27 protein-coding genes and 1 tRNA gene are annotated in these 24420 nt (G+C 67.9%); 14 read left to right on the top strand and 14 right to left on the bottom strand.

The genetic code is table 11. The annotated features are described in order from the left end of the window. The first annotated feature begins 14 nt into the window (after positions 1-14). From I5803_RS07995 to I5803_RS07985, 3 genes are all read left to right on the top strand, one after another. On the top strand, positions 15-767 hold the full coding sequence (locus I5803_RS07995) for an AzlC family ABC transporter permease (protein ID WP_354001638.1): 753 nt from the start codon (positions 15-17) through the stop codon (positions 765-767). Continuing rightward, positions 764-1093, top strand: a complete 330-nt coding sequence (locus I5803_RS07990) for an AzlD domain-containing protein (protein ID WP_196985839.1) — start codon at positions 764-766, stop codon at positions 1091-1093. The genes I5803_RS07995 and I5803_RS07990 overlap by 4 nt, the downstream gene beginning before the upstream one ends. Before the next feature lie 103 nt (positions 1094-1196). Next, on the top strand, positions 1197-1412 hold the full coding sequence (locus I5803_RS07985; protein WP_196985838.1) for a hypothetical protein: 216 nt from the start codon (positions 1197-1199) through the stop codon (positions 1410-1412). On the opposite strand, the gene I5803_RS07980 is transcribed toward I5803_RS07985, so the two are convergent. Then, positions 1398-1760: a hypothetical protein gene (locus I5803_RS07980; RefSeq protein ID WP_196985837.1), complete on the bottom strand. Its 363-nt coding sequence runs from the start codon at positions 1758-1760 to the stop codon at positions 1398-1400. The genes I5803_RS07985 and I5803_RS07980 overlap by 15 nt on opposite strands. Before the next feature lie 132 nt (positions 1761-1892). Here I5803_RS07980 and I5803_RS07975 point away from each other — a divergent pair, with 132 nt between their 5' ends. Beyond that, the gene (locus tag I5803_RS07975; protein WP_196985836.1) at positions 1893-3308 is read left to right on the top strand and encodes a sensor histidine kinase; all 1416 of its coding nucleotides are present in this window, start codon (positions 1893-1895) and stop codon (positions 3306-3308) included. On the opposite strand, the gene I5803_RS07970 is transcribed toward I5803_RS07975, so the two are convergent. The 6 genes from I5803_RS07970 to I5803_RS07945 form a co-directional block, all read right to left on the bottom strand. Further along, positions 3287-3880, bottom strand: a complete 594-nt coding sequence (locus I5803_RS07970) for a response regulator transcription factor (RefSeq protein ID WP_196988503.1) — start codon at positions 3878-3880, stop codon at positions 3287-3289. The genes I5803_RS07975 and I5803_RS07970 overlap by 22 nt on opposite strands. Positions 3881-3990: 110 nt before the next feature. After that, the gene (locus I5803_RS07965; protein WP_196985835.1) at positions 3991-5274 is read right to left on the bottom strand and encodes a tryptophan--tRNA ligase; all 1284 of its coding nucleotides are present in this window, start codon (positions 5272-5274) and stop codon (positions 3991-3993) included. Continuing rightward, on the bottom strand, positions 5271-5945 hold the full coding sequence (locus I5803_RS07960) for a site-2 protease family protein (RefSeq protein ID WP_196985834.1): 675 nt from the start codon (positions 5943-5945) through the stop codon (positions 5271-5273). The genes I5803_RS07965 and I5803_RS07960 overlap by 4 nt, the downstream gene beginning before the upstream one ends. Positions 5946-5969: 24 nt before the next feature. Then, complete coding sequence (locus tag I5803_RS07955; RefSeq protein WP_196985833.1) at positions 5970-6605, bottom strand: L-threonylcarbamoyladenylate synthase; 636 nt, start codon at positions 6603-6605, stop codon at positions 5970-5972. A gap of 15 nt (positions 6606-6620) precedes the next feature. Next, positions 6621-7532 (bottom strand): DMT family transporter, encoded by a 912-nt coding sequence (locus I5803_RS07950; RefSeq protein WP_196985832.1) that lies wholly within the window; start codon positions 7530-7532, stop codon positions 6621-6623. Then, positions 7529-8380 carry a 3',5'-nucleoside bisphosphate phosphatase gene (locus I5803_RS07945; RefSeq protein WP_196985831.1) on the bottom strand — a complete coding sequence of 284 codons (852 nt, stop codon included), beginning with the start codon at positions 8378-8380 and terminating at the stop codon, positions 7529-7531. Before I5803_RS07945 ends, I5803_RS07950 begins: the two co-directional genes overlap by 4 nt. Before the next feature lie 110 nt (positions 8381-8490). Here I5803_RS07945 and ypfJ point away from each other — a divergent pair, with 110 nt between their 5' ends. Continuing rightward, positions 8491-9363 carry a KPN_02809 family neutral zinc metallopeptidase gene (gene ypfJ / locus I5803_RS07940; protein WP_196988502.1) on the top strand — a complete coding sequence of 291 codons (873 nt, stop codon included), beginning with the start codon at positions 8491-8493 and terminating at the stop codon, positions 9361-9363. Between the two features lie 74 nt (positions 9364-9437). Continuing rightward, positions 9438-10934 carry a DEAD/DEAH box helicase gene (locus I5803_RS07935; RefSeq protein WP_196985830.1) on the top strand — a complete coding sequence of 499 codons (1497 nt, stop codon included), beginning with the start codon at positions 9438-9440 and terminating at the stop codon, positions 10932-10934. Here the strand turns inward: I5803_RS07935 and I5803_RS07930 are convergent, their stop codons facing one another. Beyond that, positions 10935-11765, bottom strand: a complete 831-nt coding sequence (locus I5803_RS07930; protein WP_196985829.1) for a symmetrical bis(5'-nucleosyl)-tetraphosphatase — start codon at positions 11763-11765, stop codon at positions 10935-10937. Positions 11766-11789: 24 nt separating this feature from the next. Here I5803_RS07930 and I5803_RS07925 point away from each other — a divergent pair, with 24 nt between their 5' ends. Further along, positions 11790-13115 (top strand): hemolysin family protein, encoded by a 1326-nt coding sequence (locus I5803_RS07925; protein WP_196985828.1) that lies wholly within the window; start codon positions 11790-11792, stop codon positions 13113-13115. A 3-nt stretch (positions 13116-13118) separates the two neighbouring features. On the opposite strand, the gene I5803_RS07920 is transcribed toward I5803_RS07925, so the two are convergent. The 4 genes from I5803_RS07920 to I5803_RS22390 form a co-directional block, all read right to left on the bottom strand. Continuing rightward, entirely contained in the window at positions 13119-13460 is a 342-nt protein-coding gene (locus I5803_RS07920) for a hypothetical protein (RefSeq protein WP_196985827.1), read from the bottom strand. A 93-nt stretch (positions 13461-13553) separates the two neighbouring features. Further along, positions 13554-13943, bottom strand: coding sequence for a fluoride efflux transporter CrcB (crcB, locus tag I5803_RS07915; RefSeq protein WP_354001637.1), 390 nt, complete (start codon positions 13941-13943; stop codon positions 13554-13556). 44 nt (positions 13944-13987) lie between these two features. Then, positions 13988-14563, bottom strand: coding sequence for a type II secretion system protein N (locus I5803_RS22395; RefSeq protein WP_196985826.1), 576 nt, complete (start codon positions 14561-14563; stop codon positions 13988-13990). Beyond that, on the bottom strand, positions 14560-14973 hold the full coding sequence (locus tag I5803_RS22390) for a hypothetical protein (RefSeq protein ID WP_196985825.1): 414 nt from the start codon (positions 14971-14973) through the stop codon (positions 14560-14562). The genes I5803_RS22395 and I5803_RS22390 overlap by 4 nt, the downstream gene beginning before the upstream one ends. 188 nt (positions 14974-15161) lie before the next feature. On the opposite strand from I5803_RS22390, the gene I5803_RS07900 reads away from it, so the two are divergent. Continuing rightward, the gene (locus I5803_RS07900) at positions 15162-15542 is read left to right on the top strand and encodes a hypothetical protein (protein ID WP_196985824.1); all 381 of its coding nucleotides are present in this window, start codon (positions 15162-15164) and stop codon (positions 15540-15542) included. A gap of 71 nt (positions 15543-15613) precedes the next feature. On the opposite strand, the gene I5803_RS07895 is transcribed toward I5803_RS07900, so the two are convergent. Then, a tRNA-Thr gene (locus tag I5803_RS07895) sits at positions 15614-15689 on the bottom strand. A 248-nt stretch (positions 15690-15937) separates the two neighbouring features. Here I5803_RS07895 and I5803_RS07890 point away from each other — a divergent pair. From I5803_RS07890 to I5803_RS07865, 6 genes are all read left to right on the top strand, one after another. Further along, positions 15938-16801 carry a MotA/TolQ/ExbB proton channel family protein gene (locus tag I5803_RS07890; protein WP_231402371.1) on the top strand — a complete coding sequence of 288 codons (864 nt, stop codon included), beginning with the start codon at positions 15938-15940 and terminating at the stop codon, positions 16799-16801. 30 nt (positions 16802-16831) lie between these two features. Further along, positions 16832-17257: an ExbD/TolR family protein gene (locus tag I5803_RS07885; RefSeq protein WP_196985823.1), complete on the top strand. Its 426-nt coding sequence runs from the start codon at positions 16832-16834 to the stop codon at positions 17255-17257. Positions 17258-17292: 35 nt separating this feature from the next. Then, on the top strand, positions 17293-17718 hold the full coding sequence (locus tag I5803_RS07880) for an ExbD/TolR family protein (RefSeq protein ID WP_196985822.1): 426 nt from the start codon (positions 17293-17295) through the stop codon (positions 17716-17718). After that, a complete protein-coding gene (locus I5803_RS07875; RefSeq protein WP_231402370.1) occupies positions 17715-18368 on the top strand; it encodes an energy transducer TonB in 654 nt (217 codons plus the stop codon). The genes I5803_RS07880 and I5803_RS07875 overlap by 4 nt, the downstream gene beginning before the upstream one ends. A 210-nt stretch (positions 18369-18578) precedes the next feature. Continuing rightward, entirely contained in the window at positions 18579-21443 is a 2865-nt protein-coding gene (locus I5803_RS07870) for a TonB-dependent receptor (RefSeq protein ID WP_196985821.1), read from the top strand. Between the two features lie 82 nt (positions 21444-21525). Further along, a complete protein-coding gene (locus tag I5803_RS07865) occupies positions 21526-23157 on the top strand; it encodes a Na+/H+ antiporter (protein WP_196985820.1) in 1632 nt (543 codons plus the stop codon). Here the strand turns inward: I5803_RS07865 and I5803_RS07860 are convergent. Beyond that, a complete protein-coding gene (locus tag I5803_RS07860; protein WP_196985819.1) occupies positions 23134-24417 on the bottom strand; it encodes an MFS transporter in 1284 nt (427 codons plus the stop codon). The genes I5803_RS07865 and I5803_RS07860 overlap by 24 nt on opposite strands. Between the last annotated feature and the right edge of the window lie 3 nt (positions 24418-24420).

Genomic DNA, 24420 nt, shown 5'->3' with positions numbered 1-24420 from the left:
TCCAAGGAGGAAGTGTGTCCCTGAGGTCCCGCGCCGCAAGATTGCGCGCCCAAGCATCGGCCATCTCGCGCCGCCCCCTGTTCCGCGAAGGCGTGCGCGAGGGCATGCCGATGGCGCTCGGCATCTCCGCCTGGGGACTCGTCGCGGGTGTGGCGATGGCCAAGAGCGGCATGGGCGTCCCGATGGCGATCTTCATGTCGGTCATCGTCTATGCCGGCTCCGCGCAGATCGCCGCCTTGCCGTTGATCGCGGCCGGCGCGCCGATCTGGGTCGTGTGGGCGACAACGCTGTGCGTGAGCCTGCGCTTCATGGCGTTCAGCTTCCACTATCGACCCTACTTCGCGCACCTGCCCCGCCCGCAGCGCGTGGCGCTCAGTTTCCTGATGGGCGACACCAACTTCGCGCTCTTCATCCGGCGCTTCCCGCATTGGGAGCCGGGCATCGCGCACCCCGACTACTTCATGGGCAGCGCGCTCCTCACCTTCGGGGTGTGGCAGGTCACCATCATCACCGGCATCATCGCCGGCCACGCGATTCCGGCCGCGTGGGGCCTGGGCTTCGCGGGCACGATGGCACTGCTCGCGCTCACCTGCACGCAGCTGCGGGACTCCACGAGCTGGGTGGCGGCTGTCGTGGCCGCGGGCGCGGCGGTGGCGGCGTACGCGTTGCCGCTCAAGCTCAACATCGTGGTCGCGATCGCGGCGGCGGTCGCCGTGTGCGTCCTTGCGGACCATGCGCGCGCCGCGCGCACGGGGCCCCGGTCATGAGTGCGCTCGAGATTTTCGTCACCGCCATCGGCATGGCGGTCATCGCGCTGCTGTGCCGCTCGTCGTTCCTCCTGCCCAATGAAGAGCTGCCCATGCCGCGGTGGCTGCGCGAAGGCCTGCGTTATGCGCCGACTGCGGCGCTGGCCGCGGTGGTGATGCCGGAGCTGGTGATGACGCAGGGGCACCTCATCGACACATGGCGCGATGCGCGGGTGTTCGGTGCGCTGGCGGGCCTCGCGTTCTACGCGTGGCGCCGCAGCCTGCTGTGGACCATCCTCTGCGGCACGGGCGTGATGCTGGCCTTGCGGTTCGGCCTGGGCTGGTAGAGGTCGCACCGGCGCGAACGGGTCGTGTAGGACGCCGCCCACAACTCAGCGGGCCCTTTCGCCACTGCTGGGGTCAGCTCCTGCTGGCTAACATGAAGAGGCAATGGTCAAGAAATCTCTCTCCATCGGCGGCAGGGCCGCCCCGCCTCGCTCCGGTCATGGTGCGGCCAGCGTGATCCCGCACCTCACCGAGAACGCGTTCGAGCCGCAGGCTTCCAGCCTGGAGCAGGGCGCTGCCGGCAGCGACTCTCCGCAGGCTTCCGGCGAAAGCGACAAGTCCGGCGGCGAGCCGGACACGCACGATTCAGAACAGTCCTGACAGCCAGGCGGGGCGCAGCGCGCCGAACCCGCCGCTCGGCTTGTCCTGCTTCGGCGACAGCCTGTCCGCCTTCTTTCCCCAGTGCGTCGCCAGACGCGCGAAGCTCTCCCGGGCCTTGTGCGTGAAACACGGCTGGTCCTGCAGCAAGGCGAAGTTCGCGGCGATCTTGCGCGCCATCAGGTAGCGGTGCGCCGGCGCGGGCTGGTGCATGAAAGCCGTCATGAGCGACAGGGTGGCCGTCCAGAGCGCGGTGCAGGCCTGGGAGAGGGTCGCGGCCGCCTGCGCGAGCGCGGCGTCTTCGGCTGCCGTCGCAGCCTGCGTATCGGTCATGGTGGCTCCAGTGTTCATGGATTCATCCTAGGGTCCGCGGCACGCGCGACATGTCAGTGCCGGGGGTCAGCCGTGGCGGGGAGAGTCCTACGGCTCATCCTTCGCTTCCTACAGGAGCGGCGGGTTTGAACTGCACTAGACTCGCAAGCCATGAAGCCCGACGTCGCGCCTGCGATCGCCACGCCCGCCGAGGCCCAGTGGGTGGAGGGGGAGCTCGTGCGCAGCCTGATCCGCACGGCGCGCACCACGCAGCTCGTCGGCTTGCTGCTCGTCCCGATGTTCCTGTCCGTCCTCTGGGACGACGCGTCCTGGCCGTCCCTCGCGCTCTGGTCGTTCGCGGCCCTGGCGCTCGCCGCCGGGCGCTATGGGGTGATCCGCAAGTACGCGCGCAGCATCGTCGCAAGCAACGCGGTGGCGCACCTCGAGTACTTCCACCGCTATCGCATCCTCTGGACCCTGAGCGCGCTGGTGTGGGGGCTCTCGACGCTGCTGTTCTTCGACCGCTCCTCGCTCGCCGACCAGTTCATCTGCTGGCTCATCCTGGCGGGGCTCGCGATGTTCTCCATCAACAGCCTTTCGAGCCACCTGCAGACGCTGCGCGCCTACCTGGACACGCTCGCGATCACCGCGCTGGCCGTCATGCTGTGGCGCGTGGGCATCCAGCTGCAGTTCCACGGGCCGTTCTATCACTACTGGGTCATCGCGCTGCTGCTCATCTTCTGGCAGGTGCTGCGGCAGGCGGGGCTGCGGCTGCACATCACGCACCGCAAGAATTTCGAGCTGCAGTACCGCAACAACCAGCTGATCGAATCGCTCACGCGCCAGACGCAGGCGGCGCTCGACGCGGTGGAGATCAAGAACCGCTTTCTCGCGAGCGCCGCGCACGACATCCGCCAGCCGGTGCACGCCCTCAGCCTCTACGCGGACTGGCTGGGCAGCGAGCCCGAGCTCGCGCACGAGATCACCCCGAAGATCGTGGAGTCGACCAAGGCCGTGAACGCGCTCTTCGACTCCCTGTTCGACCTCGTGCGGCTGGACTCGGGCAAGATCAAGCTCACCATCGAGCCGGTGGACCTGGAGAAGCTGCTGCATGACCTCGAACTGCAGTACCGCCCGCTCGCGCAGGCGAAGGGCCTGCAGTTCCGCGTGCACGTCGCGCCCGGGAGCGTGCTGTCGGACCCGATCCTGCTGCGCCGCATCGTGGGCAACCTCGTCTCCAACGCGGTGAAGTACACGCAAAGCGGCGGCGTGCTCCTCGCGACGCGGGCCACGCACGAGGGGCGGCGCATCGAGATCTGGGACACGGGCATCGGCATCGCGCCGGTGCACCAGCGGGAAATTTTCCGGGAGTTCTACAAGGTGCCGACGCACGGCGGCACGGAGGACGGCTTCGGGCTCGGCCTGTATATCGTCGCGCGGCTCTCGGCGATCCTCGGGCACCCTCTGACGCTGTCGTCGCGGATGACGCGCGGCACGGTGTTCCGCCTCACGTTACGGCCCACCGATGCGCAGGACGCGGCGGACCGTGCCGCGTCGGCGGTGGCTCAGCTCGTGAGCATCCCATGAGTGCGCGCGTAGTGGATGGTCTGCGTGCGGCTCTTCACGCCCAGGCGGCGGAAGAGGCGCCACAGGTGGACCTTCACGGTGTGCTCGCTGATGCCCAGTTCGTCCGCGATTTCGCGGTTGGACAGGCCCCGGTCCAGCATCACGATCAGCTGCTTCTGGCGCTTCGATAGCTTGTTGTCGGTGGGGCTCAGCTCCTCGAAGCCGCCGTCCGCGTTGATCAGCGCGCGCAGGGCGTTGCCGATCTCCTGGGCGCCGGAGGACTTCTCGATGTAGATGTCCGCGCCGGCGTCGATGCACTGTTCTTCGGCGTCCGCCGCCGGGGAGGCGGAGAGCACCGCGAGCGGCGTATCCGGGAAGCGGTTCTTCAACTCGTGGATGCCGGAGGTGCCGGTGGTGTCGGGCAGCTTCAGGTCCAGGCAGATCAGGTCGGGGGCCCCGTGCTGCTTCACCGCGGATTCGACACCGCCGATGCGGTCGAGTTCGACGATGCTGGCACCGGGGCGCAGCCGGCGCATGAGCATGACGACGGCCTCGCGCATCAGCGGGTGGTCGTCGATGACATACAGGCTCATGGGCTTCGGGGTGGGTTTGGTTTCAGCGGACATAAGAAGTAAGCATAACGCCGAAAGTACGGCTGAGGCTAGGGGGGAGACATTAGCATGCCACCCAATTGGCGGGCGCGTCAGGCGTTTGTCAGTGCCTGCAGCGCGGCGGTGAATTCCGCATCGGTGGCGCCGGGCGCGAGGGCGAGCGCGGCCTCGAGCCCGTCGCGCCGGCCCTGCTTCAACTGCGCGACGGCGCGGCCCGCTTCCTGCGGCGATGCGAAGCCGGTGCTTTGCGCGAGCAGCTTGCCCGAGGCGTCCATGAACTTGAAGTAGTGCAGGCCGTCGGCCTCGCGGTATTGCTTGAACGAGGGCAGGGCCGCCTTCGCCGTTTTCTGCCTGGCGCCGGACGCCTGTGATGCGAGGTTGCGCAGCCCGACGGCGGCCCGCAGCTCGGCCATGAACGGCGTGGCGCGCGTGCGCGCCTTGTCGGCGCCGCGCCTGAGCACCTGTTCGATCTGCTGGGGGTCGGCGATCAGCGCGTCGTAGCGCTCGCGCATCGGCGCGATCTCGCGGTCGATGCGCTCGAAGAGCACCTGCTTCGCGTCAGCCCAGGAGATGCCGTCGGCGTAGGCCTTGCGCAATTGCGCCGTCTCCTCGTTCGAGGCGAAGGCTTCGTAGATCTGGAAGAGGGCAGAGCCTTCCACCGCCTTGGGCTCGCCCGGCGCGCGCGAGTCCGTGACGATGGCGAAGATCTGCTTGCGCATCTGCTCGCGCGGCGCGAAGAGCGGGATCACGTTGTCGTAGCTCTTGCTCATCTTGCGGCCGTCGGTGCCGGGGAGCAGGGCCACCGTGTCGTCGATCGCCGCCTCGGGCAGCACGAGGTGCTCGCCATACAGGTGGTTGAAGCTCGAGGCCATGTCGCGCGCCATTTCGATGTGCTGTACCTGGTCGCGGCCCACCGGAATCTTGTGCGCCTTGAAGAGCAGGATGTCCGCGGCCATGAGCACCGGGTACATGAAGAGGCCGGCGGTGACATCCGCGTCGGCATCCACGCCAGCGGCATTGTTCTTGTCCACCTGCGCCTTGTACGCATGCGCGCGATTGAGCAGGCCCTTGCCCGTCACGCAGGTGAGCAGCCAGGTGAGTTCGGGGATTTCCGGGATGTCCGACTGGCGGTAGAAGAAGACGTGCTCCGGGTCCAGCCCGATGGCGAGCCAGCACGCCGCGATCTCGAGCGTCGAGCGCTGCACGCGCGCGGGCTCGTCGCACTTGATGAGCGCGTGGTAGTCCGCGAGGAAGTAGAAGTTCTCGATGCCGGGGCGGCGGCTCGCCTCCAGCGCGGGACGCAGCGCGCCCACGTAGTTGCCGATGTGCGGCGTGCCGCTGGTGGTGATGCCGGTGAGGAAGCGGGTGACGGTCATGATGCGCCGACGAGCGAAGTGAGGGGGGACAGCAGCAGGCCGATGACGAGGTAGCCGACCGCCATGAGCGGCCGCAGCCAGTAGTCGCCGACGATGTGGAAGATCACGAGCGCCATCACGATGAAGAAGCCGTAGGGCTCGATCTTGCTGAAGGCGTAGGCCTGGCGGCGCGGGAGCAGCCCCATGAGCACGCGGCCGCCGTCCAGCGGCGGAAGCGGGAAGAGGTTGAAGGCCCACATCACCAGGTTCACGAGCACGCCCGCCTGGCACATCTTGATGAAGAAGACTTCCGTCACGCCGGCCGCCATCAGGACGGTCAGCGCGATCGCCCACAGGATGGCCTGGATGAAATTGGACGCGGGGCCGGCGATGGCGACCCAGATCATGTCGCGCTTGGGGTGGCGCAGGTGGCCGAAGTTCACGGGCACCGGCTTCGCGTAGCCGAAGAGGAACGCCCCTTGCGTCGCGAAGTACAGCATGAGCGGCATGAGGATCGTGCCGATCGGGTCGATGTGCTTCACCGGGTTCAGGGTGACCCGGCCCATCATGTAGGCGGTGTTGTCGCCGAAGTGGCGCGCCACGTAGCCGTGGGCGGCCTCGTGGATGGTGATCGCGAAGAGCACCGGCAGCGCATAGATGAGGACGGTTTGGATGAGGTTGGTTGCGTTCACCGGGGGAATTGTCTCAGACGGGGCTCAGAGCCCGAGCGCCGACACGTCCCCGCGCCCTTCGCGCACCACGACCGGCTCGCCGCCGGTCCCCATCGGCGTCATGTCGATGACGCTCGTCGGCTCGGAGGGGCAGGCGCCCGCGTCGATCACACCGGCGAGCTGGTGCTCGAAGCGGTCGCGGATGTCCTGCGCGTCGTTGAGCGAGGCGGATTCGTTCGGCGGGATCAGCGTCGTCGCGAGCAAGGGCGCGCCGTGCAGCAGCAGGAGCTCCTGCAGCGCGCGGTGGTCGGGCACGCGCAGCCCGATGGTCTTGCGCTGCGGATGGCTCACGCGCCGCGGCACTTCGCGCGTCGCCTCCAGGATGAAGGTGTAGGCCCCGGGCGTCGCGGACTTCAGCAGGCGGTACTGGCGGTTGTCCACGCGGGCGTAGTTCGCGAGCTCGCTCAGGTCGCGGCATAGCAGCGTGAGGTGGTGCTTGTCGTCCACGCCGCGGATCTGGCGCAGGCGGTCGGCGGCGGCCTTGTCGTCGAGGTGGCAGGCGAGCGCGTAGCTGGAGTCGGTGGGCACCGCGAGGATGCCGCCGCGCTCCAGCAGCGCCACGGCCTGCTTGAGCAGGCGCGGCTGCGGGTTGTCGGGATGGACTTCGAAATACTGCGCCATGGCCCTTGGTTCCCGTCAGGCCTCCACGGGTTCCGGCACGCGGCGCGATTCGCGCACGGTGAGCCAGGCGCCGCCGGCACCGCAGACCGCGATCGTCGCGATGCCGAGGACGGACCAGCCATCGGGTACGTGCGAGAACACCAGCCAGCCGCCCAGCATCGCGAAGGCGATCTGCGCGTAGAGAAAGGGCGTGAGCGTCGCCGCCGGCGCGCGCTGGTAGGCGAGGATCAGCATGAAGTGGCCGACCGTGGCCATGACGCCCATGAAGCACAGGGCGGCCCAGAGCCAGGCGTCCAGCTGCGTCGTCCAGACGAAGGGCAACGCCACCGTGGCCGCCAGGGTGCCGACCCAGCCCGTGTAGAGGTGCATGGTGAAGGGGTCTTCCGTGCGCGCGAGTTTGCTGGTGAGCACCTGGAACCACGCGTTGCTCGCGACGAGGCCGATCGGCAGCAGGCTCGCCCACTGGAAGGTCTCGCCGCCGGGGCGGATGATCACGAGGGTGCCGGCGAAGCCCCCGGCGACCAGCGCCCAGCGCATCGCGGAGACCTTCTCCTTGAGCACCGTGGCCGCGAGCACGGTGATGGCGAGCGGCGTGATCATCACGATCGCGGTGAATTCGCCGACCGGCATGTGCTTGAGGCTCGCGAAGGCGAAGAGGCTGCTCGCCAGCAGCAGGAGCCCGCGCAGGCACTGGAATTTCGGGTGCATGGTGCGCAGGGCCGACATCCCGCGCAACGGCAGGACCACAACGGTGGTGGCGACGGCCTGGAAGGCGTAGCGGAACCACAGCGCCATGAGCAGCGGGACCGAGGCGCTGATGAATTTGGTGGTGGTGTCCAGGCTCGCGAAGCACGCGCACGCGGCGACCGCGAGCACGATGCCGGCCAGCGTGCCGCCCGCGCGCGGCGAGGCGGCGCCCGCGGTCACTGGATGCGGTCGGCCAGCACTTCCCACACGGGCGTCAGTTCGCCGGGCAGGTAGGGCAGCTGGCCCAGGTCGGTATGGCTTTCGCCGGGGCTGTGGAAGTCGCTGCCGCGGGAGGCGGCCAGGCCGTATTCGCGCGCGGCTTCGGCATAGGTGACGTATTCGGCGGCGGTGTGGCTGCCCGTGACGACTTCGACGCCCCGGCCGCCGTGCGCCTTGAATTCGGTGAAGAGCGCGAACTCCTCGTTGGCGGTGAAGCGGTAGCGCGCCGGATGCGCGATCACCGCCATGCCGCCCGCGCGCGTGATCCATTGCACCGCCGCGCCGAGCGATGCCCAGCGGTGCGACACATAGCCGGGCTTGCCTTCCACGAGGAAGCGGCGGAAGACCTCGCCGGTGTCGCGGCACACCCCGCTTTCCACGAGGAAGCGCGCGAAGTGCGTGCGCGAGATGAGCTCGGGGTTGCCGACGTATTTGAGCGCGCCCTCGTAGGCGTCCTGGATGCCCACGGCGGCAAGGCCCGCGGCCATCTCGCGGGCGCGCTGCTCGCGGCCGCCGCGCGTCGCGAGGAGGCCGCTCATCATTTCCTCGTCGCCGGCATCGAAGCCCAGCCCGACGATATGCACCGTCTGGTCCGCGAAGGTCACGGAAATCTCGGTGCCGGTGAGGTACTTCATGCCGTGGCTGCGCGCGGCCTGCGCGGCGCGCTGCTGCCCCGCGATCTCGTCGTGGTCGGTGAGGGACCAGAGTTCCACGCCATTGGCGGCGGCGCGCGCCGCGAGCTCTTCAGGTGTCAGGGTGCCGTCGGACACCACGGAGTGGCAGTGGAGGTCGGCGTTGAGGATGGACACCGTCCGATTCTAGGACGGGGGCCTTCTCCTACGTGCATGAAGGTGTCAGTGGCCCCACGGCCGGGCTCGATGGGGATACCATGGTTTGGATCAAGGCACAGGAGAACGACATGCGCTGGGAAGGCAACCGGGAATCGAGCAACGTGGAAGACGCACGCGACGGTGGCGGGGGCGGCGGCTTCGGCTTCGGCGGCCGCAGCATCGGCATCGGCACCATCGTGATCGCCCTGATCGGCGGCGCGATCTTCGGCGTGAACCCGCTCACCATCCTCGGGCTGCTCACTGGTGGCGGCGGCCCCGCGCCCACCCAGCAGGGGCCGGTGCATGCGCCGCCCGCCGACGACAGGGGCGCGAAATTCGTGTCCGTCGTACTTGCCAATACCGAAGACGTCTGGACGCAGGTTTTCCAGGCGGGCGGTGCCACCTACCATGCGCCCAAGCTCGTGCTGTTTCGCGGCGCCACGCAGACAGGATGCGGCGCGGGCCAGGCCGCGATGGGCCCGTTCTACTGCCCCGCCGACCAGAAGGTGTACATCGACCTCAGCTTCTACGACACGCTGCGCAACCGCCTGGGCGCGCCCGGCGAATTCGCGCAGGCCTACGTGATCGCGCATGAAGTCGGGCACCACGTGCAGGATGAGCTCGGCATCACGAGAAAGGTCGACGGCATGCGCTCTCGCCTGAGCGAGGCGCAGGCCAACCAGCTGTCGGTGCGGGTAGAGCTGCAGGCCGATTGCTATGCCGGCATCTGGGCGCACCACTCCCAGCAGTCCAAGAACTGGCTGGACCCGGGCGACATCGAATCGGCGATGAACGCCGCCGCGAAGATCGGGGACGACGCGCTGCAGAAATCGTCGGGCCGCGCGGTGGTGCCCGAGAGCTTCACGCACGGCACGAGCGCGCAGCGGCAGCGGTGGTTCAACACGGGCTACCAGCAGGGCAGCGTGAAGGCCTGCGACACCTTTGCCGCCGGCAACGTGTAGACCATTGGCATTCATCGGGGCGCTCACGTCCTGACACACGCCCGGCTGGCGCGAAGTGAGACAATAGAAGGTTAATGCCTACTTCCTTCTCCAATCTCCAGCTGGCGGCTCCGCTGGCACGCGCCGTGGCCGAAATGGGCTACGAGCAGATGACCCCCATCCAGGCCCAGGCCATCCCGGTCGTGCTGACCGGCAAGGATGTCATGGGCGCCGCGCAGACCGGCACCGGCAAGACGGCGGCGTTTTCGCTGCCGCTGCTGCAGCGCCTGCTCAAGCACGAGAACGCCTCCACCTCGCCCGCGCGGCACCCGGTGCGCGCCCTGGTGCTGCTGCCCACGCGCGAACTCGCGGACCAGGTCGCGCAGCAGATCAAGCTGTACGCCAAATACACGAACATGCGCAGCACGGTGGTGTTCGGCGGCATCGACATGAAGCCGCAGACGGCCGAGCTGAAGAAGGGCGTGGAGATCCTCGTCGCCACGCCGGGCCGCCTCCTGGACCACATCGAAGCGAAGAACGCGGTGCTCAACCAGGTCGAGTACGTGGTGCTCGACGAAGCGGACCGCATGCTGGACATCGGCTTCCTGCCGGACCTGCAGCGCATCCTCTCCTTCCTGCCCAAGCAGCGCACGACCCTGCTCTTCTCCGCGACCTTCTCCACCGAGATCAAGCGGCTCGCGAACAGCTACCTGGTCGACCCGGTCACGATCGAGGTGGCGCGGCCCAACGAGACGGCTTCCACCGTCGAACAGCATTTCTACAGCGTGCCGGACGAGGAAAAGCGCCACGCGCTCAAGCAGATCATCCGCCAGCGCGGGTTGAAGCAGGCCTTCGTCTTCGTCAACAGCAAGCTGGGTTGCGCGCGCCTGGCGCGCTCGCTCGAGCGCGAGGGCCTCAACACCACCGCGCTGCACGGCGACAAGAGCCAGGACGAACGCCTGAAGGCGCTGGCCGCGTTCAAGTCGGGTGAAGTGGACCTGCTCGTGGCGACCGACGTGGCGGCGCGCGGGCTCGACATCAAGGACGTGCCGGCGGTATTCAACTTCGACGTGCCGTTCAACGCGGAAGACTACGTGCACCGCATCGGCCGCACCGGCCGCGCGGGCGCCTCCGGGCTTGCCGTCACCTTCGTGTCCAACACGGATGCGCGCCTGATCGGCGACCTCGAGAAACTGCTCAAGCGCAAGATCGAACTCGAGGCGATCGAGTTCGACGAAGACACGCCCCGCGGCCGCATCAACGACGGCCGTCGCGCCTGGCGCGAGCAGGGCGAAGTCGGTGACCCGCGGGACGTTCTGGACGCCGCGCCCCGCGAACGCGAGCGGGAACGCGCGCCGCAGCGCCCGCAGCGCGAGTACCGGGCCCCGGCGGCGCCCCGCGATCCATTCTTCGACCAGCCTTATGTGGCGCCGTCGACCGATGCGCCGCCCGCATGGGAAGCCACCGCCCGGCCGGTCAAGAGCGTGTCCGCGAACATCAAGCCCAAGCGCAAGGTCGCCGCGCTGTTCAAGGCCGAGCCGGCGCCGGCCGTTCCCGACCCGGCGCAAGCGCCCGCCGAACAGTCGTCCTGATCACTCGCCCGGCGCCTGCGCCTGTTCGCAATCGACCTGGATGTGCTCGTGCGCGCCCGCGGCGTCGAGCCGCAGCGCGCTGAGGCACCCGCCCCAGACGCACCCCGTATCCAGCGAGACGAGGTCCGCGCGGCGCAGGTAGCCGAGCGTCGACCAGTGCCCGAAGGCCACCGTGTGGCCCGCGGTCTTGCGGACCGGGACGTCGAACCAGGGCAGGTAGCCCGCCGGCGCATCCTTCGGGCCGCCCGAAGCTTTCAGGTCCATCGCACCCTCCGGCGTGCAGAAGCGCAGGCGCGTGAGCGCGTTGACGATGATGCGCAGCCGCGCGGCGCCGGCCAGCGAATCGTCCCACTTCGCGGGCTCGTTGCCGTACATCTGCGCGAGGAAATCCCCCAGCGCGGGCCCGCGCAGCACGGCTTCCACTTCGCCCGCGAGCGACAGGGTCTGCGCCACGTCCCACTGCGGCAGCACGCCGCCGTGCACCATCAGCACGCCGTGTTCGTGCATCGCCATGCGCTGGCCGCGCAGCCATTCGAGCATCGCGGCGCGGTCCGGGGCGAGCAGCACCGAATCCATGGTGTCGTTGCGATGCGGCGCGCGGCAACCCTGGGCGACCGCGAGCAGGCTCAGGTCGTGGTTGCCCAGCAGGCAGCGCGCGCTGTCGCCGTAGCCCATCAGCCGCCGCAGCACGCCCGCGGAATCGGGGCCGCGATTGACGAGGTCGCCCAGCAGGTAGAGGGTGTCCCGGCTGGGCGAAAAGCCGATCTTCCCCAGCAGGCGCGCGAGCGGTGCGTCGCAGCCCTGCACGTCGCCGATCAAGTAAAGTCCCATGGTGTTCGATTCTCTCCCCGATTCATGGACGTCCTGCTGATCGTCGTGCTGACGCTGCTCAACGGCCTGTTCGCCATGTCCGAGATGGCACTGGCTTCCAGCCGCAAGGCGCTGCTGATCGCGATGTCCGAATCCGGCGACCACGGCGCGTCGACCGCGCTGCGCCTGCTGGAAAAACCCACGCAGTTCCTCTCCACCGTCCAGGTGGGCATCACGGCGACCGGCATCCTCAACGGCATCGTCGGCGAAGCCGCGTTCAGCGCGGGCGTCGCGCTGTGGCTGCAGGGCCTCGGCGTCGCGCCCAAGGTCTCCGCCATCGCCGCGACGGCCATCGTCGTCACCATCATCACCTTCGTCACGATCATCTTCGGCGAGCTCGTGCCCAAGCGGATCGGCCAGCTCTACCCGGAACCGGTGTCGCGCTACATGTCGCGGCCCATGGCCTGGCTCGCGCGCGCCGCCGGTCCCTTCGTGCGACTGCTGTCCGCGACGACCCAGGGCATCCTCAAGCTGCTGCGCATCGACAGCACGCGCGAGCGCGGCATGACGGAAGAGGAGATCGCGCACAGCCTCGAAGAGGGCGTGGACGCGGGGGTGATCGAGCAGCACGAGCGGCAGATGGTGCAGAACCTCTTCCACCTCGACGACCGCCCGCTCACCTCCATGATGGTGCCGCGCTCGGACATCGAATGGCTGGACGCGAGCCTGCAGGTCGCGCAGGCGCTGCGCCAGATCGGCGGGCGCGATCCGCATTCGTGGTACCCCGTGTGCCGCGGCTCGCTCGACGACGTGATGGGCGTGCTGAGCGTGGCGCGGCTGCTCACGCTCGGCCCGGCGCCGGAGGGCACCATCGACCAGCATGCCATCCCCGCGCTGTTCGTGCCGGAAACGCTGTCGGGGATGGAATTGCTCGAGCAGTTCCGCGCCCGCTCGGGCCGCATGGTGTTCGTGGTGGACGAATACGGCGTCGTGCAGGGCCTGATGACGCCGCACGACTTGCTGGAAGCGATCACGGGCGAGCTGAAGCCGGGCGCCGCGACCGATGCGTGGGCCACGCCGCGCGACGACGGCTCGTGGCTGCTGGATGGCTTGATGCCGGTGGCGGAGCTCAAGTCGCGCCTGTCGATCCGCGAGCTGCCGGAGGAGGACAAGGGCCGCTACAACACCGTCGCGGGCCTGCTCATGTCGGTGTCGGGACACCTGCCGGCGACGGGCGAACGGATCGATTGCGGCGACTGGCGCTTCGAAGTCGTGGACCTCGACGGCAAGCGTATCGACAAGGTGCTGGCCACCGCCTTGCCCCCGCACAGCGAGCGAGCGCCGGAGAGCCTGCCCGCGGACACCGCGTAGCCCTCAGAAGTCTTCCGGGGGAAATTTCGAGCCGTCGATCACTTCGACGGCACCTTCTTCGGTGAGCCGTTTAAGCAGCCGGTCGACCTGCGCCGCGCCAAGCTTGGACGTCGAGAGGATCCACTGCCGGTTGACCGGGCGGCTGCTCATGACCGACAGGGTGCGCAGCACGCCCGCGGTCCGCGCCTGGCTCGGCAGGTCCGGCCAGCGCTTGAGGCGATAGATCAGGCTGTCTCCCACGTCGTCGTCCGTTTCCTGCATTTCGCGCGGGAGCAGGCGCAGCTCCGAGAACGACGTCGTCGTCTTCCTGGCCCATTCGTAGATCGTGTCGTAAACGCTGTTCATCGCTCGCCCCGTTCGGAATTGCATGGGGAGAGTCTGGGCCGCGCGCGCTGCTCGGCCGTAGGGGAAACCGGCGCAGCCGGATAGGGAAATTGCCTAGCCGCGCAACCACGCGACGCTCGCGATGCCCAGTGCGGTGAGCGCGAAGGAGCCGAGCAGGTGCGCAAAGGCGATCGCGAGCGCGGATGCGGTGTGCCCCTGCTGCAACTGCGTAACGACCTCCGCCGAGAACGTGGAGAAGGTCGTGAGCCCGCCCAGAAAGCCGGTGACGACGAAGAGGCGAGCTGCGGGCGGAAGCTGGGGCATCGACGCGAACACGGCCACTGCCACGCCGACGAGGTAGCCGCCAAGCAGATTGGCCGCAAGGGTGCCCAGCGGCAGGGCGGGGCTCAGGGGATTCAGGCGCACGGCGAGGAGCCACCGCAGCAGCGCGCCGAGCGACGCGCCCGCGGAGATGGAGACGACGGAGAGGATGGCGGCATTCACCCGTGCATTCTGGCCGCAATTGCCGCGGCCGCTGCCGGCCGGCTTTACGGCGTGCCCGGTTGGGACGCGGCGCCGCGGCGCTGCATCCTGCCTTCGAGGAATGCCCGGTTGCGCGCGCTGGCCTGTCCGTCCGTCGCGGAAAATCGCGGTGGGGCGGATTCGACGAAGCCCGGGAGCGGTTTGTCCTGCGGCGCGATGCGCGCCGATGCGGCTGCCGTGGAGGGCGGGGAGGCCGCCGGCGCCGTCGAGAGATCGATGCGGTGCGTGGTCGCGCCCTGCGCGATCACGATGTGATCGCTCGCGACGCTGCGCAGCGACCAGCCGCCGGCGATGGTGTCCCCGGGATGGAAAGCCTGGGCAGAAGAGTCCCCCACGGCGAGCAGCGCTTCGGACCGCCGGTCCTCCGGGCCGAACGACATCACGCCCTTGAGGGCCATCGCCGGCGGGGTGAGGGCCGGGGCCGCCGCGACGGGCGGAGCGGCTGCGGGGGCGGTGTCCGGCACGCGAACCGCCGGGGCGGGTTTCGCGGGCTCGGCGGGAGGCGCGGCGCGATCGCAGGCCGCGAGCGCAAGCGCGAGGGCCGCCAGCGCCGCGCAGCGGATCGGCCGGTGTGCGCTCACAGGAACGAGATGAACGCCGTCCCCACTTGTGCGCCGAGGTTGTTGTAGATGGGGCAGGAACCCGAGAGCGTCGCGCCGCTCAGGTTGTCGCACACCATCTGGTAGGTGACGCTCAGGCTCGTCGTCATGTGGAACTTGCCCACCGAGTCGAAGTACGCCGTGCCCGAGCTCGCGTAGTTGCCGCCGAGCGCAGGGCAGGCGAGCTGCCCGTGGACCACGTAGCTGTCGCTGTTGTACACGTCGCCCGTGGCATCGAGGATGAGGGTGCTGCACTGTGAAATGCCTGCGGCGGTGGTCGAGAACGACCAGGTGAGCCCGGAATAGGTGTAGGCCGGCGCGAGGGTCTGGGCCTGGAGGCCGGCGCAGGCGAGCAGCGCGAGGGCGGCAGCGGTTTTCTTGAAGATGGACACAGGTTGCTCCCGGTAGTTCTGGTCTCGCGATTCTGCTGTCTTTCCGCCCAGTCGTGGGGTGCTTTCCGGGGATGAGATGGCTGGCCGTCGCGCAATCAGCCGACATGCCTAGTCTCTGAGACGTCTTGTGACAAATATATTGCTCAGCAACCATCTGCCCACTCTCTCAAAGGAATGTGAGGCCCACCGTGCAACTCTTCCCTTCAAGATGGCTGTCGTCTTCCAGCAAGACTTCGCCTCCCCCGGACGATTTCCTGGCAACCTCGACGGAAGGCTGGTGGGCGGCAGTCGAAACCCGCCGCTCCCCGTCCGCGCCCAAGCCCGACAATCTGGCCGGCATCAGGCGGCAGATGTGCCGGTTGCTCCAGGATTGTCCGGGCACGGCGCGCGATTCCGTGTTGGCGAGCCTCAAGCGTGCCTACACCGCCGACGAAGCGTGGATGCTCCGCTCGAACGTCTACCAGTGCATCGCGCACCGCCACGGCGAATCCGAAGCACGCGAACGCGTCAATGGCCTCATCCCTCACTTCCAGGACCTGATGCCTGCATCGCGCCTGCGGCCCATCTGACGGGGACCGCACTCCAGCGAGGCTCCAACGAAAAAGCCCCCTGACCGGGACCGGTCAGGGGGCTTTTGAATTGGTGCCGGAGAGATGAATCGAACACCCGACCTTCTCATTACGAATGAGCTGCTCTACCGACTGAGCTACACCGGCTAAGCCCACGATTATATCGTCAATCCGCCGCTCTCCTGTGGTTGGGCTGCAGGAAAAATCGGGTGTCGCACGCGCTTCGCACCAAAACGGCACTGCGGGTAAACCATCAACCGCGTGCCGACGCGTGGGGACGGCGGGTGCTCCCATCAATTTATAATCGTGGGCTTGGCAAAGCTTGAGGCGAGCCGCCCTACCCGGTGGCAAGCGCCCAGAGCCTTTTGGCAATCCAACCCACCAAAGGACTTATCTTGCGGACCTTATCCCTGGCCCCGAAACGTGTTTTCGCAGCTTCTTTTCTGCTGCTCGCACTCTCCCTCGCCGGTGTTCCGGCTGCGGCTCAGGCTCCGGCCGCCGCACCTGCCGCCGAAGCATCCGCTTCGGCATCGCTCCCCGCGATCACACCCGTTCCCGCGCCAGGCGCCTCGGCCGCCAAGAAGAGCGCTGACACGGTCGACAACCCCTACGGCATCGAAGCCCTCTGGAAGGGCTCCGACAACATCGCACGCGCCGTGCTGATCCTGCTGGCCATCATGTCCATCGGCAGCTGGTACATCATGATCACCAAGCTGCTCGAGCAGTCGAAGATGAACCGCCACGCGCGCACCGTCGACAAGCAGTTCTGGCAGGCCGCGACCGTGAGCAACGGCGCGGGCTCGCTCGAGAAGAACAGCGCCTACCGCTTCATCGCCGAAGCCGGCGTGCAGGCCACCACGGACCATGGCGGCCTCAAGAGCCACATCCCGATGAACGACTGGATCCCTATGAGCATCACCAGCGCCGTGGACCGCGTGCATGCCACGACGCAAAGCGGCCTCGCGTTCCTCGCGACGGTGGGCTCCACCTCCCCGTTCGTCGGACTGTTCGGCACGGTGTGGGGCATCTATCACGCCCTGACCGCCATCGGCATCTCCGGCCAGGCGTCCATCGACAAGGTGGCCGGCCCCGTGGGCGAAGCGCTGATCATGACGGCCATCGGCCTCGCGGTCGCGATTCCCGCCGTGCTCGCGTACAACTGGCTCGCCAAGCGCAACAAGGCGGTCATGGACGAGGTGCGCGAGTTCGCCGACGAACTCAACGCCGTGATCGTGGGCTCGGCCGGGAAAGCCGCGTAAGCGGCTCCCGGCTTTCCCCGGAGCAACGCCATGGCAATGGCAGTCGGCGGGCAGGGTGACGACGAAGTCATCTCCGCGATCAATACCACTCCCCTCGTGGACGTGATGCTGGTGCTGCTGATCATCTTCCTGATCACCATCCCCGTCGTCACCACATCCGTGCCCGTCACGCTCCCCAAGGAGCGCGTCGAGATACGCGAAACCAAGCCCGAGAACGTCATCATCTCGGTGGACAGCCGCGGCGGCATCTTCTGGTACGACCAGAAGCTCAGCAGCGTCGACGGCCTGGTCGCCAAGCTGAAGCTCGTCTCCAAGATGGACCCGCAGCCCGAAGTGCAGATCCGCGGCGACCTCGCCTCGCGCTACGAAGGCGTGGGCAAGGTGCTGCTGGCCTGCCAGCGCGCCGGCATCGTCAAAGTGGCTTTCATCACCGAACCCCCGCCCCTGGGCGGCTGACGCCCGCAAGGCGATCCAATTAAAGGAAGACGCATATGGGACTCCCATCCAGGCGCTTCGGCAAAGGCGATCCCGACGTCATGATGGACATCAACACCACGCCGCTCATCGACGTGATGCTGGTGCTCCTCGTGATGCTGATCATCACCATCCCCATCCAGCTGCACGCGGTCAACCTCGAGATGCCCGTGGGCACGCCGCCCAACGATGCGATCAAGCCCGAGAAGGTTCAGATCGACATCGACGAGAAGAGCACCGTGTACTGGCAGGGCCTGCCCGTCAACGCGGCCGAGCTGGAAGAGAAGATGAACGCCATCTCCACGATGACGCCGCAGCCCGAAGTGCACATCCGCCCCAACAAGGACTGCCAGTACGCCGTGTTCGCGAACGTTCTGTCCTCCTCCAAGCGCAAGGGGCTCTCCAAGATGGCCGTCATCGGCCATGAGCAGTTCGTCCAATGAGCGCCACCACCATGCACAGGCGCGGCTACAACGCCGCCGACCCCAAGCGCAAGATGGTGGGCTGGGGCGTCGTCGTCCTGGTCCACGTCATCGTGCTGTGGGCGCTGGTCACCGGAACGGCGCGCAAGGGCCTCGAGATCATCAAGAAGCCTCTCGAAGCGGCCGTGATCCAGGAAGTCATCATCCCGCCGCCACCGCCCCCGCCGCCCAAGGTCATCGAACCGCCCAAGCCGCAGGCACCGAAGGTGGAGGCCCCGCCGCCGCCTTTCGTCCCGCCGCCCGAAGTCACGCCTCCCGTGACCTCGGCGCCCGCGATCCAGGCGATCCAGACGCCGCCACCGGCACCCCCGGTGATCGCGCCGCCGCCGCCCCCGGCTCCGCCGGCGGCACCGGCCGGACGTCAGGAGATGGGCGTGGCCTGCCCGACCCAGGCCAAGCCTGAGATGCCCCGTGCCGCCATCAAGGAAGGCACCGAGGGCGTCGTGAAGGCCCAGGCGACGATCCGCGACGGTGCGGTGAAGGAAGTGCAGATCCTGTCGGGTCCCCGCGTTTTCCACGCGGCAGTACGCAATGCAATGTTGCAATACCGCTGCATATCGGGATCGGCGGACATCATCGCCACGCAGGAATTCGTATTCAAGATCGAGTGAACGGAAGGGGGCGAAAGGCCCCTTCGATGTTTTTGGGCAACACAATGAGTAAACCCGGGTATTCAGCGGGTGACGCCAGCATGTCACTTGTGTAAAAACCTCTGCTGGATCGCCGGGGTCAGGGGAGTCATGTTCCCTGCTTCGCGGTCCCAGCTCGGGGGAGGGCAGAAAGCCCAAACTCTTTTACGCAGGAACAAGTCTGGAGAACTCATGAAAACCGGTACACAGAGGTTTAGAAAAACGGTGGTCGCGCGCGCCCTGATCACGGCGTTTTGCGGCACCGCGTCGATGATGATTGCGCAGGAGACCCTTGCCCAGTCCTCGTCCTCATTGCAACGCGTCGAGGTCACGGGTTCCAACATCCGTCGCACCGACACTGAAACGGCCTCGCCGGTTCAGACCATCTCGCGAGAAGAGATTCAGAATTCGGGCAAAGCGTCCGTCGCGGAATTCCTGCAGACCCTCGCCGCGGACAACCAGGGCTCCGTGCCCACCACCTTCGGCAACGGCTTCGCCCCCGGCGCATCCGGCCTGTCGCTGCGTGGCCTCGGCGCCGCATCGACCCTGGTGCTCATCAATGGCCGCCGCATCGCCCCCTACGGCCTGGCCGACGACGGCCAGAAGGTCTTCGCCGACCTGAACGTGATCCCGCTGGAAGCGGTCGAGCGCGTTGAAATCCTGAAGGACGGCGGCTCCGCGGTCTACGGCTCCGACGCCATCGCCGGCGTGGTGAACGTCATCCTGCGCAAGAACTTCAAGGGCACCGTCGCCTCCGCATCGGTCGGCCAGTCGCGCTACGGCGACGGCACCGAGACGCGCGCCACCGTGACCCACGGCTTCGGCGACCTCGACCAGCAAGGCTTCAACGTCCTGCTGAACCTCGAAGTGAGCAAGAAGAACGAAATCTGGAACCGCGACCGCTCCGGCCGCGGCGCCGTCGGCCGCTCCGACCTGCGCAAGGAAGGCTACGACGCCGAGAACACCGGCGGCACCAACGGCGGCACGGGCGCGATCATCGCCGAGCGCGGAGCCGCAGTGAGCTCCGTGGTGGGCAACGTGCGCAACCCGTCGACGCTGGAGTACTACAGCCGCAGCGACACCTCCGGCACCGCCGGCTTCACCCGTTCCTTCCCGGGTTCCTGCGCGGCGGTCGCCGGCAACTATCCCCAGGGCGACCCGAACGGTGGCTGCCTGACGGACGCTTCGCAGCAGTACGCGCAGGTGCAGCCGTCGGCCAAGACGATCAACTTCTTCGGCCGCTTCACCAAGCAGCTCAATGCGGACACCGAGATGTACGCCGAGCTGAACCTGTACAAGAACAAGTCCGATTCCTCCGGCACCCCGTCGGGCGTGAGCGGCTCCACCGGCTACCCCGGCGGCCCCGTCTCCAACGCCGGCGTCGCGCTGGGCGCTTCGCATCCGGACAACCCGTACTTCGGCACCGCCGCGCGCCTGCGCTACCTGGCGGCCGACGTCGGCCCGCGTACCAGCCATGTCGACGGCGACTTCTCGCGCTTCGTGGCCGGCATCAAGGGCACCTGGGCTTCGTGGGACTACGACTCGGCGATCCTGTTCTCCGAGAACAAGGTCTCCAACACGCGCGGCGGCTTCCTGCAGCGCGACGTGGCTTTCGCCCTGTTGAACCCCACCGCCGCCAACGTCGCTGCCGCGATGAAGAACCCGGCCTACGCCGCGCTCCCCGCCGGCACCTTCTGGCGCATCGGCGAGAACGCCGGCCTGAACTCCGCCGCGCTGTATGCGGCCCTGTCGCCGGAAATCAGCAACGATGCCAGCGCCAAGACGACGCAGATCGACCTGAAGGTCTCGCGTGAAATGGGCAAGCTCGACGGCGGCCCGATCGGCGTGGCATTCGGCGTGGAAGCACGCCGCGAGTCCATCAGCCTCGCACCGACGACCGGTACCGACAAGGGCAACATCATCGGCCTGGGCTACTCGGCCTACGATGGTTCCCGCACGGTGATCGCCGGCTTCGGCGAAGCAGTGTTCCCGGTGACCAAGCGCCTCGAACTGAGCGCCGCCCTGCGCGCCGACCACTACAGCGACACCGGCACCTCGGTCACCCCGAAGCTGGGCGCGAAGTGGAGGCCGGTCGACAGCCTCGCTGTCCGCGGCACGTTCGCCAAGGGCTTCCGCGCACCGAGCTCGGCCGAGAACGGCGTGGGCGGCCTGGCCGCCTTCACGACGGCAGCGGACCCCGCGCGTTGCGCCGCCACCGCCGGCACCATCGGCTGCGATCCCGCGAACGTCGCCATCATCACGTCGCCCAACGCGAACCTGCAGCCTGAGAAGTCCACCAGCACCACGCTCGGCATGGTGTGGGACCTCACGCCGAAGACCAGCGCGACGGTCGACCTCTGGCAGATCAAGCGCAAGAACGAGATCAACCAGGAAACCGCTTCCTCGGCCATCGCTGCCAACCACGTTTCGCGTGACGCATCGACCGCCCTGCCGGGCTTCCCTGGCGATCCGGGCGCGATCACGGCCGTGCTGACCAACTACATCAACTCCTCGGAGTCCGTGGTTCGCGGTATCGACCTCGACATGAAGCACCGTTGGGACCTCGGCGGCGGCAACGGCCGCGTGACCCTGGGCCTGGTCTGGACGCACCTGCTGAAGCTGCAGCGCACGGACCCGGACGGCACGGTGTCGAACTTCGCCGGCACGCACGGCAACTGCGACGTGACGAACTGCATCGGCACGCCCAAGGACCGCATCAACCTGACCGCGGCATGGGACGTGGGCGCATGGCGCGTCGCGACGACGGTCAACTACCGCGGAAAGCTGGACAACAAGTTCACCAAGGAAGACACCTCGTGCGCGAGCACGCTGGCTGACGGCACCGAAGTCTGCAAGGTCGGTTCCTTCACCACGGTGGACGTCACGGCTCGCTTCAAGCTGAGCGACAAGACCGAGATCTTCGGTGGCATCCGCAACCTGTTCGACCGCGTTCCCCCGATCGACCAGACGACCTACGGCGCCGTCAGCTACAACCCGCTGGACTACAGCGGCGCTGTCGGCCGCTACTACAGCATCGGCGTGCGTCACGTCTTCTGATCTGACTGACCGCCTTTGAAGGCAAGACCACCGATTCGTCGGTGGTCTTTTTTTTTGTGCTGGCGATAATCGACGGGCACCCATGGCAGTCCTCCAACTCGTGCTCCTGCTCCTCCTCAGCTCCGTGGCGCTGGGTTGGATCGCACGCCGCTTCGAGTTTCCCTATCCGATCGCGCTGGTGGCCGGCGGTGCATGCCTCGGCCTCGTGCCCAACCTGCCGCAGGCGCAATTCGACCCCCAGCTGATCCTGGTCGCCGTGCTGCCGCCGATCCTCTACCAGGCGGCCCTGCTAACGTCCTGGACCGATTTCAAGGCGCACATCCGCGCCATCGGCCTGCTTGCCATCGGCCTCGTCACGGTGACCACGCTGGCGGTGGGCGCCACGCTGAAGTTCCTCGTGCCGGACGTACCCTGGGCCGCGGCCTTCGTCCTGGGGGCGATCGTGTCCCCGCCCGATGCGGTCGCCGCCACCGCCATCCTGTCGCGCCTGAACATGCCCCGGCGCATCGTCACCATCCTCGAAGGCGAGAGCCTCGTGAACGATGCGTCCGGCCTCGTCCTCTACAAGTTCGCCGTCGCCGCGGTGCTGACGGGCACGTTCTCGCTGGTGGATGCGGCGTCCCAGTTCGCCGTGGTGTCCCTTGTCGGCATCGCCGTGGGCATCGCGCTGGCCTTCTTCTACATCGCCGTTCACAAGCGGCTGAACGACCCGTTCATCGAGGTCCTCACGGTCCTCACCATTCCGTACGCGGCCTACATGGGCGCGGAAGCGCTGCACGTCTCGGGCGTGCTCGCCGTGGTGGCCGCGGGCCTGGTGCGGGGCCGCTACGCGCCGGAGATCGTGTCGGCAGGCATGCGGATCATGGCGCGGCCCGTGTGGAATGTGCTCGTGTTCCTGCTCAACAGCCTGGTGTTCATGCTGATCGGGCTGCAGATGGCGTCGGTCGTCGGTAACCTCGATCGTTATTCGGCCGTGCAGCTCGCCGTGCTGGGCGCGGCGATCACGGCAGTGGCGGTGTTGGTGCGCTTCGTGTGGGTGTTTCCCGTGTCGTTTCTTCCGCGCGGCCTGAGCGGCAGCCCGAAGCAGCAGGAGCCGCCGCCGAGCACGAGCGAACTCCTGATCATCGGCTGGTGCGGCATGCGCGGCATCGTGTCCCTCGCGGCCGCGCTGGCGCTGCCCCTGACGCTGCCGGGCGGCGCGCCATTTCCGCATCGCGACCTGATCATCTTCCTCACCTTCGTCGTGATCGGCGCGACGCTGGTGGGACAGGGCTTGACGCTCACGCCGCTCATCCGCCTGCTCAAGGTCGGCTCGCGCTGGAGCCTGCACGACGAGCAGCTGCGCGTGCGGCGCGCGATGAGCCAGGCGGCCCTGCAGGCGGTGGACGACACACTCGCCCGCGAAGGCGTGCCGCCATCCTGGGCGGACGCGCAGAAGGCCGGCATCGCGGAGCGCATCGCGCTGGTGGCCTCCGACGGCAGCGACCTCACGCCGAAGCTCGAATTGCAGAACCGCCTGCGGCATGCCGCCATCGTCGCCGAGCGCCGCGAGTTGATCCGCCTCTGGCGCGCCAACGAGATCGGCGACGAAGTGATGCATCACCTCATGGAGATGCTCGACTACCAGGAGGCGCCGCTGCCCGAAGCCAAGCCTGCGACCGGCGACTACAAGACCGAGTCCGCGCCGCTGTCAGCCGTGGACCTGGGCCGGTAGCTCGCGCTGCGCCGGCAGCCGCGTGAAGCGCCATCCCCCGAGCGCCAGTGCCACGGCGCCCAGCCCGCCGCAGGCGAGCGCCCAGCGCAGGCCCAGGTGCTCCCCCAGCCACCCCCCCAGCAACGCCCCTGGAACGCCCGGCAGGAGGATCAGCCAGCGCATGGTGCTGGTCATGCGTCCCAGCAGCGGCTCGGGCGTCACGGCCTGCCTGAGGGCCAGGAAATTGATGAAGATCAGCACGGCTCCCAGGCCGAAGCACACCAGCATCAGCACGAAGGAGAAGATGCCCCACGCATTCGCCGGCGCCAGCGCCAGCTGCAGCCAGCCGAAGCCGCAGATGCCGAAGCCCCAGAGCAGGCAGGGGCCCACGCCGATGCGCCGCGAGATCCGGTTGCCGAACGCGCCCGCGGCCACGGTGCCGACGCCCAGGCCCACGTAGCACAGGCCGACCTGCTTCTCGTCGAGGCCGAGCTCGCGCGTGGCGAAGAGGATCTGCACCACCATCGCCGAGTGGTGGCACATCTGCCAGATGCCCACGAGCGCGGCCATGGCAACGAGGAGCGCGGAGCTGCGCACGAAGGCGAGGCCTTCCTTCAGCGCCGCCCAGAACTCGCCCGGCACCTTCTTGCCGGGCTCCTCATGGATTTTCAGGCCCCTCAGGATGAACACGCTGGTGAGCAGCAACACGGCGTCCGCGAGCAGCGCGACGGGCGCACCGACCAGGCGGATCAACGCGCCGGCCGCACCGGGCCCGGCGACTTCTGCAGTGGAACTCGCGAGCGCGTTCTTCGCGTGTGCCTCCACGAGCCGCGAGCGCGGCACGATCTGCGTGAGCACGATCTGCGCGGCCGTTCCCGCGACCACCGCCACGCAGCCGATCACGAAGGCGACGCCATAGAGGTAGTAGATGTTCAACACGCCCAGCGCCCAGGCGCCGGGCACGCTCGCGAGCACCAGCGCGATCGAGAGTTCGCCGGCGACATACACGGGCAGCTTCTTCACGCGGTCCAGCCACACGCCCGACGGGAGCGAGAAGAGCACGAAGGGCGCCAGCTCCACCGACGTGAGCATGCCCATCTGCTGGGGCGTCGCGTGCAGCAGCACCGCGGCCGTCAGCGGGATGGCGAGCATCGTGATCTGGCTGCCGAAGGCGCTGGTGAGGATGGAGATCCACAGCCGGCGATACAGCGTGTCGCGCAGCAGGTCGCCGGGCGGCAGCGAAAAGCGCCTCGCGATCCGTTGGCCGACGTCCGTCTTCATCGG

The organism is Caenimonas aquaedulcis (assembly GCF_015831345.1).
Classification (GTDB): Bacteria; Pseudomonadota; Gammaproteobacteria; order Burkholderiales; family Burkholderiaceae_C; genus Ramlibacter; species Ramlibacter aquaedulcis.
Note: the sequence above shows the minus strand (reverse complement) of the source record. Positions and strands in the feature narration are given on the sequence as shown.

What these genes read in the sequence shown, in the direction of transcription:
- I5803_RS07965 (WP_196985835.1), bottom strand. Translation starts at nt 5,274, where the DNA reads ATGACCGTCACCCGCTTCCTCACCGGCATCACCACCAGCGGCACGCCG.
- I5803_RS07990 (WP_196985839.1), top strand. Translation starts at nt 764, where the DNA reads ATGAGTGCGCTCGAGATTTTCGTCACCGCCATCGGCATGGCGGTCATC.
- I5803_RS07970 (WP_196988503.1), bottom strand. Translation starts at nt 3,880, where the DNA reads ATGAGCCTGTATGTCATCGACGACCACCCGCTGATGCGCGAGGCCGTC.
- I5803_RS07935 (WP_196985830.1), top strand. Translation starts at nt 9,438, where the DNA reads ATGCCTACTTCCTTCTCCAATCTCCAGCTGGCGGCTCCGCTGGCACGC.
- ypfJ (WP_196988502.1), top strand. Translation starts at nt 8,491, where the DNA reads ATGCGCTGGGAAGGCAACCGGGAATCGAGCAACGTGGAAGACGCACGC.
- I5803_RS07880 (WP_196985822.1), top strand. Translation starts at nt 17,293, where the DNA reads ATGGGACTCCCATCCAGGCGCTTCGGCAAAGGCGATCCCGACGTCATG.
- I5803_RS07920 (WP_196985827.1), bottom strand. Translation starts at nt 13,460, where the DNA reads ATGAACAGCGTTTACGACACGATCTACGAATGGGCCAGGAAGACGACG.
- I5803_RS07975 (WP_196985836.1), top strand. Translation starts at nt 1,893, where the DNA reads ATGAAGCCCGACGTCGCGCCTGCGATCGCCACGCCCGCCGAGGCCCAG.
- I5803_RS07870 (WP_196985821.1), top strand. Translation starts at nt 18,579, where the DNA reads ATGAAAACCGGTACACAGAGGTTTAGAAAAACGGTGGTCGCGCGCGCC.
- I5803_RS07955 (WP_196985833.1), bottom strand. Translation starts at nt 6,605, where the DNA reads ATGGCGCAGTATTTCGAAGTCCATCCCGACAACCCGCAGCCGCGCCTG.
- I5803_RS07860 (WP_196985819.1), bottom strand. Translation starts at nt 24,417, where the DNA reads ATGAAGACGGACGTCGGCCAACGGATCGCGAGGCGCTTTTCGCTGCCG.
- I5803_RS07885 (WP_196985823.1), top strand. Translation starts at nt 16,832, where the DNA reads ATGGCAATGGCAGTCGGCGGGCAGGGTGACGACGAAGTCATCTCCGCG.
- I5803_RS07930 (WP_196985829.1), bottom strand. Translation starts at nt 11,765, where the DNA reads ATGGGACTTTACTTGATCGGCGACGTGCAGGGCTGCGACGCACCGCTC.
- I5803_RS07925 (WP_196985828.1), top strand. Translation starts at nt 11,790, where the DNA reads ATGGACGTCCTGCTGATCGTCGTGCTGACGCTGCTCAACGGCCTGTTC.
- I5803_RS07985 (WP_196985838.1), top strand. Translation starts at nt 1,197, where the DNA reads ATGGTCAAGAAATCTCTCTCCATCGGCGGCAGGGCCGCCCCGCCTCGC.
- I5803_RS07865 (WP_196985820.1), top strand. Translation starts at nt 21,526, where the DNA reads ATGGCAGTCCTCCAACTCGTGCTCCTGCTCCTCCTCAGCTCCGTGGCG.
- I5803_RS07980 (WP_196985837.1), bottom strand. Translation starts at nt 1,760, where the DNA reads ATGAACACTGGAGCCACCATGACCGATACGCAGGCTGCGACGGCAGCC.
- I5803_RS07875 (WP_231402370.1), top strand. Translation starts at nt 17,715, where the DNA reads ATGAGCGCCACCACCATGCACAGGCGCGGCTACAACGCCGCCGACCCC.